Below are 15740 nucleotides of genomic sequence, written 5' to 3'. Positions count from 1 at the left end.
CTGCTCAGGCGGCCCCGTCCAGGCGTCGACGCAGCTCGGTCGGCAACGTCAGGTCGGCCGCCGCGAGACACTCGTCGAGCTGCGCCACCGAGCTGACCCCGACGATCGGCACGATCGCCGGCTCTCCGCCCATCAGCCAGCTCAACACCACCTGGTTCGGGGTGGCGTCCACCTCGGCCGCCACCTCCCCCAGCACCCGCAGCCGACGCTCGGTGCCCGGGTGTGCGTAGTGCTCCGGCAACGGCTTGTCCGCCCGGGTGTAGGTGCCCCACAACAGCGTGCTGTACGCGAACATGGTCAGATCGCGACTGCGTACCAGGTCCAGCAGCTCGTCACTGGCGTGCACGTGCCCGCCCTCGGGCAGCACGGTCGCCGGACGCGGCAGCAGGTACGAGTAGCGCTGCTGGACGACCGTGTACGGCGTCCAGCCCCGCGCCGAGGCCAACGCCCGCGTCTCGGCCAGCCGCCACGCGGCGTGGTTGCTGGCGCCCAGCGCCCGTACCCTGCCCTCGGTCACCGCCTCGTGGAACGTGGCCAGGGTCTCCTCGTCGGAGGTCTCGCGGTCCTCCCGGTGGGAGTAGTAGACGTCGAGATGGTCGACGCCGAGCCGCTTCAGCGAGCCGGCGAGCTGCTCCCGGATCACCGACGCGCCGAGTCCCTCGGCCCCTCCGCCGGCCGCCAACCCGGAGCCGACTTTCGACGCCAGGACCAGGTCGTCCCGGTTGCCCCGGCTGGCCAGCCAGCGCCCCAGCACCGCCTCGCTCTCGCCACCGGACCCACCGGGTGCCCAGAACGAGTAGCAGTTCGCGGTGTCGATGGTGGTGCCTCCGGCCTCGACGAACCGGTCCAGGATCGCGAACGAGGTCGCCTCGTCGATCACGGTCCCGAAGGACATCGCACCGAGACACATTTGGCTGACCTGAATTCCCGAGCCACCGGACAGTTCACGTTGCCGCATCGTTCCTCCAGAGATGGGCGGAATCCGTCGCCCAAGCATAGGAACCACACCGGAGCCTCATTCGCGGACGAGGCCATAGGGTCGGTGCATGGCCGAGACACCGAGCGGGCCCGACCCCTCCTACCTCGCCGGCCTCACACGCGTACGCGCCGCTGCCGGCATCGTCCTGCGGGACGAGGCCGGTCGGGTGTTGGTGGTCTGCCCGACGTACCAGGACGCGCGGGAGATCCCCGGCGGGGCGGTGGAACCGGACGAGTCCCCGGCGGAGGCGTGCGCCCGCGAGGTCAGGGAGGAACTGGGTCTCTCGATCGCCACCGGAGAGCTGCTCTGCGTCGACTGGGTGCCGCCGAACCCGCCGTGGGACGGCGGCCTCATGTTCGTCTTCGACGGCGGGACACTCACCACGGATCAGATCGCGGCGATCCGCTTGTGCCCCGACGAGGTCAGCCGCATCGAGTTCGTCGAGCCGGAGCGAATCGGCGAGGTGCTCATCCCCCGGCTGGCCCGACGGGTCACCGCAGCGATCGCCGCCATCGGACACGGCGGCGTCTACCTGGAGGACGGCGTCGGGCTCCCGCCCCCAGCAACACCGATCATGGACCCTTGGTCGTCACAAAACACTCCTAACCCGGCGTAACGGCAGCCACAGCTCCATGATCGACGCTGACGTCCCCGGCCGGGTGGTGAGACATGAAAGAGGCCCCGACCGGCAGCGATCTGCCGACTCAGGGCCTTGCTGCTGGTGCGCCGCCAGGGACTCGAACCCCGAACCGGCGGATTGAGAGGCGGCGTTGATCGGTGCGCTCCCGTTCCTTCAGGTCTCGCCGGTCCACGCGCTGCCTGGCTTTGCCCGATTGCGCCAACCGATGTATCCCCGAATCCACTCCGAGCGATCCGGTCCATGGCGGCCGAGCACCCAGGGAGCATCACCGTGACGCGCCTCGGGTGCGCTGTCGGCGTAGCGTTGTCCGCCGATGCGGCGCGACGTGCCGAGTGAATGCGCCCGGCCTACCCGGGCCAGTTGGCCAGGTAGTCGACAAACGGGACGTCGTCAGGCCGCTGCCCGCCGATCTCGACGTAACCGTCGATGTTCCGGTCGTACGGTGGGCCGACCAGGATCGGCATCTCGTGCGTGGCGTGGCGGGCCAGAAACCGCCAGGCCGCCCGGTTGAGCACCGGCTGCCGGGAGTTGGCCGGTGCCTCCGGACCACCACGGTGGAAGAACAGCACCCGACCGCCGACGTCGCGTACCGCCTGCCCCAGGCAGAGCCGTTCCCGACAGCGAAAACAGGCCAGGTAACCGGTCTTCGACACATCCCACCCGCTACTCGAGTAGTCGGCGAAAGAGTCCTCTGGCCAGCCAGCCAGATAGTCGCTGAACTCGATACCATCCGGCTCGTCACCGCCGATCTTGGCCGGCGGCCCGGGCGGCTCCCACATCTCGTCGTACTCCAGCTGAGAGTCGTAGATCACCTGCAACTGGTGGCCGACATGCTCAGCGAAGATCCTCCACAACGCCCCCGACATCTCCCGCGACTGGCTGTGGTTGGGCGTACTCGGGTGCGCGTAGGCGAAGTAGATGATGTCGTCCCACGAGTTTCGTACGGGCCTGCCGAGAAAGAGACGGACTCGTCGGCAGAGGCAGAACAAGCTGGCGTCTATCCCCACAGGTCGTTCCCCCCGTTCAGCCCGGCACGCCCATGCCGCGCGCGCCCGGCATCCACAAGCCGAGCGGCCTTCCGTCCGAAGACCGGAACGCCACCCACATGTTCTGGTAGGCGGCCAGCCGCGCATCGGAGCGATTGCCCCAAAAGCCCTTCATCATGCCCTCCACGGCCGTCGCATCGACACCGGGCGCTACTTGGACCAGCAACTCTCCGTCGTATCGCATGTTGGGCGCCGCATCGCCGAGCCGGCCCGGAAACTGATTCGGTTGCCGGCGAACGTCATGACCTGCCGTCCCAGCATCAGCTTGCACGCTCATGTCTCCTGCGGTGCCTGCGGTTCGGTCGTAGGCGGGCGGCGTCTCCGGTGCTGGGTGGGCCAGCCGAGGAATCGGTCGAAGACATCGGCGGTGTTACCGGTGTTGTGGGGGTGCACCTGGTGCAGATCGTCGATCGCGTCGTGCAGGCAGCTGGCCAGGTAGAGAAAGAGGCTGACCGGGCTGTCCCGGTACTCCGCTAGGAGGACGACCTTTGCCGCGCCGCACGGCCACGGATGGCCGCACCGCCGGCACAGCCACAGCGGCCGCATGGGCAGATGCGGCCGGGATGGTTCGGCGCGGACTGCCTCGACCGGCCGTCCTGGTGAAGCCATCGGCCGTAACGGCGGTTGCTCCGATGGCGCGGGCGGTTCAGCGTCCACGGGGCGGCCTTCGTCGCTGTTCATCGGGAATCGCGCTTCCGTGCCTGCCGCTCGAACACGATCCGCCAAACGTGCGTCAGCAGCGGCGGGTCGGCCGGTCCCGGCTGTATCGGTGGAGCCGATGGCGACCGCTCTCGCGGCAGATCGCCCATCATCGCGTTACGCGAGATGTACACACTCATCACCGGCCCCCACTCGGACCCGCTGCTTGTACGCGGTGGGCTTGCCGACCTACCGGCAAGCCCACCGCCGTCGGCCAACGGCGGGGAACAGACCGCCGGTCACCCGCCCACGCAGCCCCGATGGCGGTACGCGAACGAGGAGTCACCCGTACGGTCGACGGAGTGCCCGGCGCGAGCACTTGCCGGTGCCTCGGGTCGCATTCCGACCTGCCGCCGTAAGGCACGCCCATCTGGCTCTCCCTGAGGTGAGTTGCCGCTGACCTGCCGGAGCGCTGGGGGAAGCGGCGCGCCGGCACGTCCAGCCTGGTACGGGGAGGCGGGTAGACGGAATGTCCGATCGGTGCACTAGCGGTGCACCTGCCGTCACCCCACGTGCCGGTACGATCACCGGGCCGAGGACTGTCCGTTGCGGAAGGACGTGCGATGGCTCCGGTGACGACCTGGACCGGCCGAGAAGCGAACGCACTGCGCAACGCGCTGCGGATGAGCGTGACCGCCTTCGCCGAGCACTTGGGCGCGGCCCGACGAACGGTGGCCAAGTGGAGTAGCCAGGGGGACAACGTCCTCCCACGCGCCGACATGCAAGCTGCGCTGGACACCGTGCTGGCCCGAGCCACGCCCGACGCACGGGAACGCTTCGAGGCCCTGTTGGTGACGCGCACCAGCGGTGCAACCGTGAGCACCACGCTGCCGATCGCCGGCATGGATACGGATACTGGCGATGACGGACACGGTGACTCGGGCTCGGATGGTGACGTGCGACGAAGAGATCTGCTACGAGGGGCGACGATCGGCGTCGCCGCTGCGCCCGGCGTGGCGCCACTACTCGACGCGCTCGTCTCGCCACGCCCTCCGAACGCGGTGACGCTTTCCGCTCAACAGTTCTCCCGCGCCGTGGCCGCAGTGAAGATCGACTACCAAGCCTGCCGGTACGAACGCGCTCTTGACCAGCTCGTAACGCTGCTGCCCGCACTCGAACCCGCCAGGGCCAGCGCGCAGGGCGAACAGAGAAGGCACATCGAAGTCCTGGCAGCGGACCTCTACCACGTCGTCGGCAGCGTCCTGCTCAAGGTCGGTGACCGAGGCATGGCCCTGGTTGCGGCCGAGCGCAGCACCCGAGCCGCTGCGACGAGTGCAGAGCCGGTCGCGCTCGCCGCGAGTGCCCGGATCATGACTCACGCCCTGATGAGCAACGGCCACGACAAGCAGGCAGTGACCCTCGCGGGCAACGCCGCCGGTGTGCTCGACCGGGACACGCGCCTCACGTCGACTGACGCGGTAGCCGTTTATGGCGCCCTCGTCCTCCGAGGTGCCGTCGCCGCCGCCCGCAGCGACGACCGTGACACCGCGCAAGCGATGCTCGATGAAGCGAGCCGCGCCGCCGCCCGACTCGGCTACGACGGCAACGACCGGTGGACCGGGTTCGGTGCCGCCAACGTGCTGCTTCACCGGGTCAATGTCGCCCTGACCCTCGGCGATGCCGGCACAGCCATCGGCATCGCGCGCACGGTACCTCTGGACAAGGTGACGCTCGCCGAACGCAAAGCCTCGCTGTACGTCGATGTCGCCCGCGCCTACACCCAGTGGGGACGTCACGAGCACAGCCTGAGCGCGCTGCGCACCGCATACGAGGTGGCACCCGAGGAAGTTCGCTGCCGCCCGGCCGTTCAGCGCATCGCCACCGATCTGGCGCTCCTTGCCAAGGGCTCGGCCCGCACCGCCGTCGTCGACTTTGCACGAGGGGCCGGGATCCCGCTATGACCGGCGGCCACCTCCAGATCGTCGTCTGTGCTGCCGGCCCCGCCGCCGACGTGACCCAACTGATCAGCGCCGCGCAGAAGCACTCCTGGACGACCGCCGTCACCGCCACACCCAACGGCATCGACTTCATCGACGTACCTGCGATCGAGAAGCTGACCGGCGCTGCGGTGCGATCCAGCTACCAGGCGTCCTCCAGCGGCCGCCGCTCGCTACCCGCCGCCGACAGCCTGGTCATCGCGCCCGCGACGTACAACTCGATCAACAAGATCGCCCTGGGTATTGCTGACAACTACGCCATGACTTCGGTCGCCGAACTGATCGGACGGCAGGTACCGACCGTCATCGTCCCCTTCGTCAACGCCGCACTCGCCGCCCGCGCTCCCTTCTACCGCGCCGTGGACAGCCTCCGCGACGAAGGAGTACGAGTCCTGCTCGGTCCTCAGGACTGCTGGGAACCGCACCCGCCAGGCACCGGCAATGACCTACAGCGAGCCTTCCCATGGACCACGGCGCTCAACACAGCAATCCGGGGCACGAACGGTGGGAACCCCGACCGTTGATCTGCTTCAGCAACCGATGTGCCCCATAAGGAGGCGACTGCCAACCCGCTGCTGCCGATGCGCCAGCCCTGTGTGAGGTCGAGAACGACGTGGCCGAGATCTGGACCGCTTACCAACATTCGCGATACGGCACCCTCGCCCGCCGGCTTCCGTACCTCATCCACGACTGCCTGACTGCCGCTGAGGCCTACGACGGCGACGGCGGCCAGCGCGCACACGCGATGACCGCCTACGCCCACCAGCTCGCCGCGCTGTTCCTCACCAAGCTCGGCGAAGGCGACCTCGCCTGGACCGCGGCCAGCCGAGGACTGGCTGCCGCCAACGCCAGCCACGACCACGTCGTCATCGGCTCGCTCAGCCGCTCCGCCGCGCACTCCCTGGTCTCAATCGGCGAATACGCGCAGGCCCGAGGTCTCGCCGCCACCGCAGCACAGTTCCTCGAACCACGGCTGACCAAGCCCACACCAGAACTACTGTCGGTCTACGGCAGCCTGCACCTCGTATGCGCGCTGGCCGCCGCCCGTGACGACGACCGCGCCTCCGCAGACACCCACATCGCCGAAGCCGACGCCGCAGCGACTCAGCTCGGCACCGACGCCAACCACGTGTGGACCGCCTTCGGGCCCACCAACGTGTCGATCCACAAGACGACCGTGGCGATGGAACTCGGCGACGTGCAACGCGCCATCGCCATAGGTGCCCCACTCGATACCGGTGTCCTGCCCGTCGAGCGGCAGGTCCGCCACGCCATCGAGACCGCGCGAGCACTGGCGCGCTGGAACCGCATCGACGATGCCCTCGGCGCACTGTTGGACGCGGAGGTCATCGGCCCAGACCAGGTGCGCTACCACCGACTCTCCCGCGACCTTGTCCGAGACATCCTCGTCCGCCCCCGGCCGCCTCGACTGGCCGTCGAACTCAGCGAACGGATGGGTGTCCGATCGGGTGGACCACGCTGGTAGCCGTCGTCAGACCAGCCGGCTCGTGTAACCGGCCGCCACCAGTCGCTCAAAGGCGGCCCGGACTTCGTCCGGCATCTCCTGTGGGATCGCGAACCCGCGCTCGGCGTACACCTCGATCCTCTGGGTGTCGCCGACCAGCATCTCCACCACTCGCCGCGGGTCGCCGATGCTGTGTACGTAGTCGTCGAGTGCCAACGGGTTCGACGCGCAGACCACGTCAACCTCCGGCCACATCAGCCCGCACGTGGCGTACGCCCGACGCTGCTGGTACGGCCGCGACATGATCAGCACTGACTGCACCGGGATACGCCGTTCGGCCAGCAGTTTCCGGGTGTACTCCAGGTTCTGAGCGGTGTTCGTCGCCCGTGGCTCCACGAGAATCGAATCCGCTGGCACGCCCTGCTCCATCGCGTATTCGCGGTAGTGCACAGCCTCGCCGCGAGGGAACCGCTCCACCGTCGTCGGCGCGTTCGCCCCGGTGAACACGATCCAGGGAAACAGCCCCTGGTGGAACAGGCGCGTCGCGATCACCGCGACACCAAGGTCATGGCTGCCCAGCCCGATCCCCACGTCACACGGCCTCAGCTCGTGGCCCATGTCGTGGTAGCGCCACAGCGTCTCCACATCGACACGGATCTCGTCGGGGATCGAATCGGCAGGCGCCGCCGGGCGCTGACTCATCAACAGGTACCAGGCCGGACCGTCACCACAGCCCCTCGTCGGATCGGCCCAGTGCCGCCAGGCCCGCCCTCGCTACCTCCAGCGGCACGACAGCGGCGACCGGTTCATCCTGCTCGCTGAGGTAGACGACCTGCCCCCCACGAACACTCTGCAGCAGCTCAGGCAGCAAAGCCGAGATCGGGAGGTCGTCCGGCGTGGCGTAGGTCCGGTCCGCACTGGGTTCCCTCATGCCGCCAGCGTAGGGGTTGTGAGGCGACGGGGCGACGCCGACTCCACGCAAGGATGCTCTGGCCTAGCTGCCCTGCGCCGAGAGCAGGGCCTCCTGGTGGGAGGTGATGAACTCGGTCAGCCCCTCCGGCTTGAGATCCACTGCGCGCAGCCTGTCGATCGTTATTCGATCAAGCTGATAGTCACCACGCGATGGATCATCGAACTCCGGCCCAGTCCGAGCAGTCTCCCGCAGCTCGACTAGCCGGCAGACGAAGAAGTGCTGCACGGAAACGCCCTCACCAGCCGGGGCCGTAGACAGGAACACCTGGACGAACCGGTCGGCCTCGGCGCCGAGCTCTTCATGCAGCTCCCGACGAAGTGCCGCCTCCAGGGAGACATCCGTCGGCTCCACGCCACCGCCCGGCGTCGTCCAGTACGGCGCCTGGCCGGGCTTGATCCGCTTGATCAGCACGAGGCGGTCGTCCCCGTCCAGCAGAATGGCCCGCACCGACCTACGCACGATCCGGCGCACGACCGCCCCTATCCACACCCGACGAAATGCCCTCGCGGCAGCACAGCCATTTGATCTTCGGGCCTGACCGCTGGCGTCACACCGCGTCCCACCGACGCCGACCCGGTCCAACGGCTCCCGAGCACCCAGCGAGCGACCATCCATCACTACAAACACGAAAAAGGCCCCGACCGGCAGAGTTCTACCAGATCAGGGCCTTGCTGCTTGGTGCGCCGCCAGGGACTCGAACCCCGAACCCGCGGATTAAGAGGTTGATCTTGGTCGAGTCGTCTGGTCCAACGGGGTCACATGGGTCCATCTGTTCGCGGTCAGGCCCCAGCTTAACGGGACGGCGTCCGGCCCAGTCCGTCGCGCGCTGGCCCCGTCCCATCGCGCCCGAGCACCCACGGAGACACCACATGGATCATGACAACCAGCTGGCAAAGGATCACGGTAGGCCCTGGGCCATGCTCGCGCAGAATCACTCACACGGACCGGACCCACTCTCACTCACCGATCCGGGGGCCACGCGTGCCTGAACGTCCTACAACGACGGTCGGTCGAGCCATGTCCCAACGCAAGGTCGGCACCTAGAGTGTTGCGGTGCTGACCCTCGGCGTCGACCTCGCAGCGGCGGACAAACGTACGGCGATGGCGACCATCGAATGGCTGTCGGACCGTGCAGTGGTTCGAAACCTCGTCATGGACGTCGGCGACGCCCAGATCGTCAAGGCCAGCCAGGACGCGGACAAGGTCGGGCTGGACTGCCCACTCGGCTGGCCCGAACCCTTCGCCGCGCTCGTCACGGCCCACCGGTCCGGCCACGTCACCGTCGCCGACGGCGATGCCGCACAGTGGCGGCGTCGTCTGGCCTACCGGTTGACCGACGAGGTGGTACGCGAGACGACCGGCATCATTCCGCTCAGCGTCGCCGCGGACCGCATCGCCCATGCCGCTTTCCGATGTGCCGGGCTGTTGGCGATGCTGGCCGCCGCCGGCCAAGACGTCGACCGGTGCGGCGACGGCAGAATCGTCGAGGTGTACCCGGCCGCGGCACTGTGCCGCTGGGGGCTGACGTACCGCGGTTACAAGGGACGGGGCCAGAAGACGCAGCATGCCGACCTCGTGACCGCGCTCTGCGCGGCCGCACCCTGGCTGGAACTGGGCGCTTCCGAGGCGCTGTGTCGCCGCAGCCACGACGCCCTCGACGCGGTCGTCGCGGCCCTCAATGCGCGTGCCGCCGCCATAGGCAGGGCGACCCGACCCGACGACGAGCAGCGGCAGGTCGCAGGGGTCGAGGGCTGGATCGCCCTGCCCACGGGGCTGCTCAGCGACCTTGTCGACGGCACCGAAGCCGGCGGGAGGCGCTCATGGCCTCGGGGCTGAGTTGGCTGGACACGTCTCGCGAGGATCAGCAACGCATGCGTGAGTTGCTCAAGCTCTTCAGCGACACGGAGAGCCGGGACGAGCTGGGCATCGGCCAGGTCCGCGACGCGTTCAGCGACCTGCTGTTTCCCGGCACGTCGGTCCTGCAGGACCGCGCACGGTACCTGTTGATCGTGCCCTGGTGCTACCAGGAGGCGCAGAAGCGTGGGCTACGTGGTGACCGTCTCGCCGCGCGGGTCGACCGCAACGAGCGGAAGGTGATCGTCGCTCTGCTGCGCGGCAGCGACACGGAGGGCATGATCGGCAGGCGTTCCGGAGTCGGGGTTCGCACCCTGCCCTCGAACATCTACGCCGTGGCTCTTCAGGAGTACGGCATCCGCAGCGGTGCGGATGATACGGCACCGGACCGACGGCTGGTATCCCGGCTGGCCGAGGCTGATGAGCTGACCGAGCGGTCGCGCGGTAGCTGGCATCCGACCCTGCCCGGGGCGCCGGCGAACTTTCCGCAGGAGGTCGAGGGTGGGCTGAGGTTACACCCGGACGAGGCCCGTTGGCTGCGCGAGCGGATCATCGCTGCGGTTCCCGGCACTCTGCTGGCGTACTTGCTCGAGCCCGCGCATCGCCCTGGGTCGGAGGGTGATGCGCCGTGGGACGAGCCGGTGGCGCTGGCCGCGCCGGAGCCGATCGGTTCCCTGGTTCGGGACGCGCAGCGCTTCTCGCTGGCGATGCATGGTGCGGCGTTGTTGTACAACCTGCTCGTCGCCGAGCGGTACGAGCGGGCGGGCCTGTCCGAGCTTGAGGAGCCGGCGGCTCGCTACCGCGACAGGCTGTCGGCATGGAGCGGTCGGGTGTCGGCGGAGCCGGACCTGAAAGGCTGGGATCGGTCGGGGATGTGGACGCTGCTGATCGGGAAAAATCCCCGGATCAGCACGAACGTCAGGGCCCGGCAGTTCATCGAGCGGTGGCTCGACGCGGTGACCAGTGGGGCTGCCGGCGAGGCGATCAGCGACCCGGCCCTGCGGGATCTCGTCGGTGAGCGGGAGCGGTCGGTGAAGAAGGGCCAGTCGCGGTTGGTCAACGACAAGTTGTTGCGTACGTGGAGTGGCGCGTCGGGCAGTCGACGGCTGGTGTTCCGTTGGCCGCAGGTCCGCCGGATCCTCACCGACATCCACGACGGTTGCGCTGCTGGTCCTTCGGAGGCTGCCGGTGCTCGCGCCTGACTCCCGCGCGCTGTTGCTCGACTCGTTGCGCCCGCCGCCGGGGGCGCGGTTGTGCCGGGCGGCGGCGTTGACGTTCACCCTGGATCTGGAGAGTCTGCTGGTCGCACCGTTGGCGTTCGCCGCGCATGGCCTGCGGGAGTCGGCGGACCCGATCGCGGTCATGGAGGGTGTACGGCGCTGCGCGGACCGCATCGATGTGTTCTGTCAGGCGGGGCAGATCGTGGTGCCGTCAGGGGCGTCGGCGCTGTTGGCGTTCGTCGAGCCGATGGTGCACCAGGTGCACCGGCCCAAGCCGGGTCACCTGTTCCATCCGAAGCTGTGGGCGCTGCGGTTCATCGACGATACGACGGGAGAGGTGTCGCTGCGGCTGCTGGTGCTCAGCCGCAATCTGACCAAGGATCGCGGCTGGGACGTGTGCCTTCGGTTGGATGGCGTGCCCGGCACCCGCCCGAGGGCGGACAACCGGCCTCTGGCTGACCTTCTGCGGCATGCGGTGCGGCTGGCGGTCACGCCGCTACCGGCCGCCCGGCAAACGGCGATCGAGGCGCTGTGCGAGGACCTGCGGCGCGCCGATTGGGAATTACCTGAAGACTCCCGAAGCATGGTCTTCCACGCCCTCGGGGTGCCTGGTAGCCGCCCGCCGGACTTCGCGGGGACGCGTCACCTGGTCATCTCGCCGTTCTGCACGCCGGGTGGCCTGAACCGGTCCGCACCCAGCGGGGCGCTGTCGATAGTGAGCCGGCAGGAGGCGCTCGACCGCCTGCCCGGGGAGAGCCTGGCCGGTTCCGAGGCGTTCGTGGTAAGCGCCTTGGCCGGTCTGCCCGCCGAGGAGGCGCCGCAGGGTCAGGAGGTGCTGCACGGGCTGCACGCGAAGGTGTACGTGGTGGAGAAGGGCCACCAGGCGCGGGTCCTGCTCGGCTCGGCGAACGCCACCGACGCGGCGTTCGGCGGCAACGTCGAGTTGCTGGTGGAGTTGGCTGGCAGCCGGAGCCGGTGGGGGATCAACGCCCTCCTCGGTCCCGACGCGGGTTTCCGGGAGATCCTCGAACGGCACGAACGCCAGGACGTCACCGAGCCGGAACCCGACACCGGTTTGCTACGCGACCTCATCCGTGACATCGCCGCATTACCCATGTCAGCCACCGTCACGACCTCAGCCGTCGGGTACGAAATCCGGCTCGACTCGCAGGAAGCCGTTCCTGAGGTGACGGGTGTACGGATCACCGTGCAGTTGCACACGCGCCGTGGTGAAGCGGTGTCGCTGGTTCCGGGGCAGCCGGTGTCCGCGGTATTCGTCGGGCTGGCGCTGGCCGATATCACCCCGTTCGTCCTGGTGGTCGCCGAAGACCGTACGGGCCGGGAGCAGACCGTCGTTCTCGCCACCCTGATCGGTGACCCGGCCCATCGGCTTGACCACGTCCTCGCCCAGCAGATCGACACGCCGGAGAAGTTCCTGCGGTTCCTGTTGTTGATGCTCGGCCTCGGCACCGAGGCTGCCGCCGCCGTGAGCGGAGACGCTGGCGGGCAGGGCGTCTGGCGTACCGGCGGCACCGGCATCCTCGAACTGCTACTCAATGCTCTCGTGGACCGCCCGGAGCAGCTCGACGACCTGGCCCGGTTGGTCGCCCGTATCGAAGCCGACGGCGACAGCAGGCGGCTGCTGCCGCCCGGATTCACCGAGCTGTGGCGGGTCATCGACCAGGCACGGGACGCGGACCCAGAGGCGGTGGGCCAGTGAGGCGGTACGACGCGGGGCCGGTCATGGCCGGCCTGAAGGACTTCCAGCGCGCCACCGTCGCGCATGTCGTCGACCGGTACTTCGGTGCCGACCCGACCCGCCGGTTCCTGGTCGCCGACGAGACCGGACTCGGCAAGAGCGTCGTCGCCCGGGGCGTCATCGCCCAGACCCTGCAACGGCTGCAGGACGACGACAGCGTGGAACGGGTCGACGTCATCTACGTCTGCTCCAACCAGGACGTCGCCCGGCAGAACATCGACCGGCTGCGGGTCACCGCCGACAAGACCGTCACCCTGTCCAGCCGGCTCACCCTGCTCGCCAAGCACGCACATCGGCTCAACGCGGCGACCGCCACCACCGGCAAGCCGATCAATCTGATCGCGTTCACCCCGGGCACCTCCTTCGACCAGGGCTGGCGGACCGGTGCCGTGGAGGAGCGGGCGCTGATCTTCCTGCTCCTCGAACAGGCCCACTCGTGGGGCGGCTGGCGAACCCGAGCCGCGCTGCGCGCGTTGCAGGCGACCGTCGCCACCCCTGAACGCTTCGAGGAACAGTGCGACAAGCTCTGGGAGCAGCTCGAAGGAGAGATCGAACCGACGATCGCCGAGGGGTTCCTGCGTCGTGCCCGCCACGGCGGCCTGCTCGACGAATTCGACGCGCTACTCGACGGCATCGGTCGACGCACCGCCCTGCCCGATGCGCTGCGGGAGAAGGCCCGCACACTCACCGGTGCTTTGCGAACGGCGCTGGCCACCGCCGGGGTCGAGGTCCTCGACCCGGACCTGGTCATCCTCGACGAGTTCCAGCGCTTCCGGGAGCTCCTCGACCCGGACGGTGGCGATAGCGCGGAACTCGCCCGGCACCTGTTTGACCATCGAGCCGCCCGAGTGCTGCTGCTGTCGGCCACCCCGTACAAACCGTTCACCTTCGCTGAGGAGGCTGGTGCCGGCGAGAACCACTACCGCGACTTCCGGCAGGTCCTGCGCTTCCTCACCAACGACGAGTGCTGGCACGCCGACGTGACGAAGACCTTCGAGGCGTACCGGGACGCCCTGGTCCGCGGCGAACCCTGCGGCGACCTACGCGACCGGCTGCGCGCCCTGTTGTTGCGGGTCATGTGCCGCACCGAACGGCCCGCGCTGGGCCAGGACGGGATGCTGAGCGAACACCTCGACCTCGCCGACGACCTCGACCCCCGTGACGTGCGCGGCTACGTGGCGATGCGCCGGGTCGCCGACGCCGTCGACGCACGGATGTCGGTCGAGTACTGGAAGTCCGCCCCCTACTTCCTGAACTTCCTCGACGGCTACCAACTCGGCGACAAGGTCCGAAAAGCGCTCGACGGCAAACCGGACCCCGACGTGGCCGCGCTGCTGGCCACCGCGCAACTACTCGACGCCGACACGATCAACCGACGAGAACCCGTCGATCTCGGCAACGGCCGGCTACGGCGACTCGCCGCGGACACCGTCGACCGGGGCTGGTGGCGACTGCTGTGGCTGCCCCCGTCCCTGCTGTACCACACTCTCGACGAACCGTTCGCCACCGCGGCGGCCGAAGGCATCACCAAGCGACTGTTGTTCTCCTCCTGGAACGCCACCCCCACCGCGGTGGCCGGACTACTCAGCTACGAAGCCGAACGCCGGCTCGGCGGCCACGGGGAGGGACACCGGCACCTCGACTACCGCACCGAGAACAACCGCCCAGCGGCAATGAGCGTCCTGGCACTCTTCTGGCCCCATCCCGCTCTGGCCGCGCTGTGCGATCCGCTGGCCCTGGCCCGGCGGCGGCCGGACGAGACCGCGCCGCTGGCCGTGTTCGAACGCGAGGTGCGGGAACGGCTACTCGCTCACGCCTCCACCGATACGGCGGTCGCCGAAGCGAGCCCGGCTGAGCCGTGGGAACTGATCTTCCGGTGGCCAGGCGCCGACCCCGGCCCGGACGACGCCGCTGCCGCCCTGGGTACCTCCGCCGACGAGCGGACAACGGCCACCGGCCTAGATCGGCACGTGGAGCGAGCTCGTGAGCTGGCCAGCAACGCCCGCTACCCGGCAGCAGACCATCTCCACGGTCTGCTCGGCAGCGTCGCGGAGATCGGCATGCACGGGCCGGGCAACATCGCCTGGCGGGCCCTGTCCCGACTGATCCACCCCGACGACGCGGTCACCTCCGCAGGGCACTGGCGCGCCGCGGCGGTACTGGCCAACGGACTGCGGTCCCTGTTCAACCGGCCGGAATCCGCCCAACTGCTCGACAGCCTGTCGATGGGCCCGGTCTACTGGCAGGCGGTACTGCGCTACTGCGCCGCCGGCGATCTGCAAGCCGTCCTCGACGAGCACCTGCACACCCTGCGCAGCGGGGCCGCCGACATCTGCCTCGACGACGAGGAACTCTGCCGGCTGGCCGACGAGGCACGGCAAGCAATCGCCAGCCGACCATCGACGTACGAAGCCTTCGACCCGCGTCATCCCGACGAGCGGATCAAACTGCCCGGCCGGTTCGCGCTGCGCTACGGCGGCCGCGGCGAAGAACAATCCCAGGCCGACCGCAAAGCAGTCGTACGTCGGGCCTTCAACAGCCCGTTCTGGCCGTTCGTTGTCGCCACGACCAGCGCCGGCCAGGAAGGCATCGACTTCCACCAATGGTGCTCGGCCGTCGTGCACTGGAACACCCCCGCCAACCCCGTCGACTTCGAACAACGCGAGGGCCGAGTGCACCGCTTCGGCGGACACGCCGTACGCCGCAACATCGCCGCCGCACACCGCGCCGCTGCCCTGCGCTCCCCCGAGCCAGACGTGTGGAAGGCCCTGTACGACGCGGCACGAGCAGAATCCGGAGAGCTCGGCGACTTCGCCCCGTACTGGGTGTTCCCCGGCCGGGCAAAGATCGAACGGCACGTCCTGCCGTACCCCCTCAGCCGCGACCAAGCGAAACTCGACCGGCTCAAATCCGACCTGGCGATGTACCGGCTGGCGTTCGGCCAACCACGGCAGGAAGACCTCCTCAACCTGCTCCGACGTCACACCACCGACAGGACCAACACGACCGAAATCCTGAACCTACGACCGGCCCCCGAAAGACTGCCTCAGTGACAGACCAAACCAGCCGGCTTCCTTGACCAGCGGACTTCACAGCATGCAGCGGGGCGAAGCCCCACTGGACGAGCAGCTTCAACACTAACGTCCGCACAGGATCACCAGGTCAGCC

The 15740-nt window shown here is 68.8% G+C and carries 16 protein-coding genes; 8 read left to right on the top strand and 8 right to left on the bottom strand.

Translation table 11 applies throughout. The features are described 5' to 3' along the window. Positions 1-4: 4 nt before the first annotated feature. A complete protein-coding gene (locus ACWDVW_RS13120; RefSeq protein WP_449947784.1) occupies positions 5-910 on the bottom strand; it encodes an aldo/keto reductase in 906 nt (301 codons plus the stop codon). Between the two features lie 136 nt (positions 911-1046). Between ACWDVW_RS13120 and ACWDVW_RS13115 the strand changes: the two genes are divergently transcribed. Beyond that, positions 1047-1595, top strand: a complete 549-nt coding sequence (locus tag ACWDVW_RS13115; protein WP_449947675.1) for an NUDIX domain-containing protein — start codon at positions 1047-1049, stop codon at positions 1593-1595. 371 nt (positions 1596-1966) lie between these two features. Here ACWDVW_RS13115 and ACWDVW_RS13110 read toward each other — a convergent pair whose 3' ends face one another. The 4 genes from ACWDVW_RS13110 to amcA form a co-directional block, all read right to left on the bottom strand. Then, positions 1967-2431, bottom strand: a complete 465-nt coding sequence (locus tag ACWDVW_RS13110; protein ID WP_449947672.1) for a hypothetical protein — start codon at positions 2429-2431, stop codon at positions 1967-1969. A 211-nt stretch (positions 2432-2642) separates the two neighbouring features. Next, complete coding sequence (locus ACWDVW_RS13105) at positions 2643-2942, bottom strand: hypothetical protein (RefSeq protein WP_449947669.1); 300 nt, start codon at positions 2940-2942, stop codon at positions 2643-2645. Further along, complete coding sequence (locus tag ACWDVW_RS13100) at positions 2939-3274, bottom strand: hypothetical protein (protein WP_449947781.1); 336 nt, start codon at positions 3272-3274, stop codon at positions 2939-2941. The genes ACWDVW_RS13105 and ACWDVW_RS13100 overlap by 4 nt, the downstream gene beginning before the upstream one ends. A gap of 68 nt (positions 3275-3342) precedes the next feature. Further along, on the bottom strand, positions 3343-3504 hold the full coding sequence (amcA, locus tag ACWDVW_RS13095) for a multiple cyclophane-containing RiPP AmcA (protein WP_449947666.1): 162 nt from the start codon (positions 3502-3504) through the stop codon (positions 3343-3345). A 423-nt stretch (positions 3505-3927) separates the two neighbouring features. On the opposite strand from amcA, the gene ACWDVW_RS13090 reads away from it, so the two are divergent. The 3 genes from ACWDVW_RS13090 (at position 3928) to ACWDVW_RS13080 (ending at position 6787) form a co-directional block, all read left to right on the top strand. Beyond that, positions 3928-5265, top strand: coding sequence for a hypothetical protein (locus ACWDVW_RS13090; RefSeq protein WP_449947663.1), 1338 nt, complete (start codon positions 3928-3930; stop codon positions 5263-5265). Continuing rightward, positions 5262-5825, top strand: coding sequence for a flavoprotein (locus ACWDVW_RS13085; RefSeq protein WP_449947660.1), 564 nt, complete (start codon positions 5262-5264; stop codon positions 5823-5825). The genes ACWDVW_RS13090 and ACWDVW_RS13085 overlap by 4 nt, the downstream gene beginning before the upstream one ends. Positions 5826-5914: 89 nt before the next feature. Further along, entirely contained in the window at positions 5915-6787 is an 873-nt protein-coding gene (locus tag ACWDVW_RS13080) for an XRE family transcriptional regulator (RefSeq protein WP_449947657.1), read from the top strand. 6 nt (positions 6788-6793) lie between these two features. Here ACWDVW_RS13080 and ACWDVW_RS13075 read toward each other — a convergent pair whose 3' ends face one another. From ACWDVW_RS13075 to ACWDVW_RS13065, 3 genes are all read right to left on the bottom strand, one after another. Beyond that, positions 6794-7468: a YdcF family protein gene (locus ACWDVW_RS13075; RefSeq protein ID WP_449947654.1), complete on the bottom strand. Its 675-nt coding sequence runs from the start codon at positions 7466-7468 to the stop codon at positions 6794-6796. A 22-nt stretch (positions 7469-7490) separates the two neighbouring features. Then, complete coding sequence (locus ACWDVW_RS13070) at positions 7491-7697, bottom strand: hypothetical protein (RefSeq protein ID WP_449947652.1); 207 nt, start codon at positions 7695-7697, stop codon at positions 7491-7493. A gap of 63 nt (positions 7698-7760) precedes the next feature. Beyond that, the gene (locus ACWDVW_RS13065) at positions 7761-8210 is read right to left on the bottom strand and encodes an NUDIX hydrolase (protein ID WP_449947649.1); all 450 of its coding nucleotides are present in this window, start codon (positions 8208-8210) and stop codon (positions 7761-7763) included. Between the two features lie 582 nt (positions 8211-8792). On the opposite strand from ACWDVW_RS13065, the gene ACWDVW_RS13060 reads away from it, so the two are divergent. From ACWDVW_RS13060 to ACWDVW_RS13045, 4 genes are all read left to right on the top strand, one after another. Next, positions 8793-9575, top strand: a complete 783-nt coding sequence (locus tag ACWDVW_RS13060; protein ID WP_449947646.1) for a DUF429 domain-containing protein — start codon at positions 8793-8795, stop codon at positions 9573-9575. 35 nt (positions 9576-9610) lie between these two features. After that, a complete protein-coding gene (locus ACWDVW_RS13055; RefSeq protein ID WP_449947643.1) occupies positions 9611-10795 on the top strand; it encodes a DUF6361 family protein in 1185 nt (394 codons plus the stop codon). A 109-nt stretch (positions 10796-10904) separates the two neighbouring features. Further along, positions 10905-12533 carry a phospholipase D family protein gene (locus tag ACWDVW_RS13050; protein WP_449947640.1) on the top strand — a complete coding sequence of 543 codons (1629 nt, stop codon included), beginning with the start codon at positions 10905-10907 and terminating at the stop codon, positions 12531-12533. Next, on the top strand, positions 12530-15625 hold the full coding sequence (locus tag ACWDVW_RS13045) for a C-terminal helicase domain-containing protein (protein ID WP_449947637.1): 3096 nt from the start codon (positions 12530-12532) through the stop codon (positions 15623-15625). The genes ACWDVW_RS13050 and ACWDVW_RS13045 overlap by 4 nt, the downstream gene beginning before the upstream one ends. Positions 15626-15740: the final 115 nt, after the last annotated feature.

The organism is Micromonospora sp. NPDC003241 (assembly GCF_053589795.1).
Note: the sequence above shows the minus strand (reverse complement) of the source record. Positions and strands in the feature narration are given on the sequence as shown.

Excerpts from the sequence above, each read along its gene's own strand:
- ACWDVW_RS13120 (WP_449947784.1), bottom strand. The coding sequence starts at position 910 with ATGTGTCTCGGTGCGATGTCCTTCGGGACCGTGATCGACGAGGCGACC.
- ACWDVW_RS13115 (WP_449947675.1), top strand. The coding sequence starts at position 1,047 with ATGGCCGAGACACCGAGCGGGCCCGACCCCTCCTACCTCGCCGGCCTC.
- ACWDVW_RS13105 (WP_449947669.1), bottom strand. The coding sequence starts at position 2,942 with ATGAGCGTGCAAGCTGATGCTGGGACGGCAGGTCATGACGTTCGCCGG.
- ACWDVW_RS13100 (WP_449947781.1), bottom strand. The coding sequence starts at position 3,274 with ATGGCTTCACCAGGACGGCCGGTCGAGGCAGTCCGCGCCGAACCATCC.
- amcA (WP_449947666.1), bottom strand. The coding sequence starts at position 3,504 with ATGAGTGTGTACATCTCGCGTAACGCGATGATGGGCGATCTGCCGCGA.
- ACWDVW_RS13090 (WP_449947663.1), top strand. The coding sequence starts at position 3,928 with ATGGCTCCGGTGACGACCTGGACCGGCCGAGAAGCGAACGCACTGCGC.
- ACWDVW_RS13085 (WP_449947660.1), top strand. The coding sequence starts at position 5,262 with ATGACCGGCGGCCACCTCCAGATCGTCGTCTGTGCTGCCGGCCCCGCC.
- ACWDVW_RS13075 (WP_449947654.1), bottom strand. The coding sequence starts at position 7,468 with ATGAGTCAGCGCCCGGCGGCGCCTGCCGATTCGATCCCCGACGAGATC.
- ACWDVW_RS13070 (WP_449947652.1), bottom strand. The coding sequence starts at position 7,697 with ATGAGGGAACCCAGTGCGGACCGGACCTACGCCACGCCGGACGACCTC.
- ACWDVW_RS13055 (WP_449947643.1), top strand. The coding sequence starts at position 9,611 with ATGCGTGAGTTGCTCAAGCTCTTCAGCGACACGGAGAGCCGGGACGAG.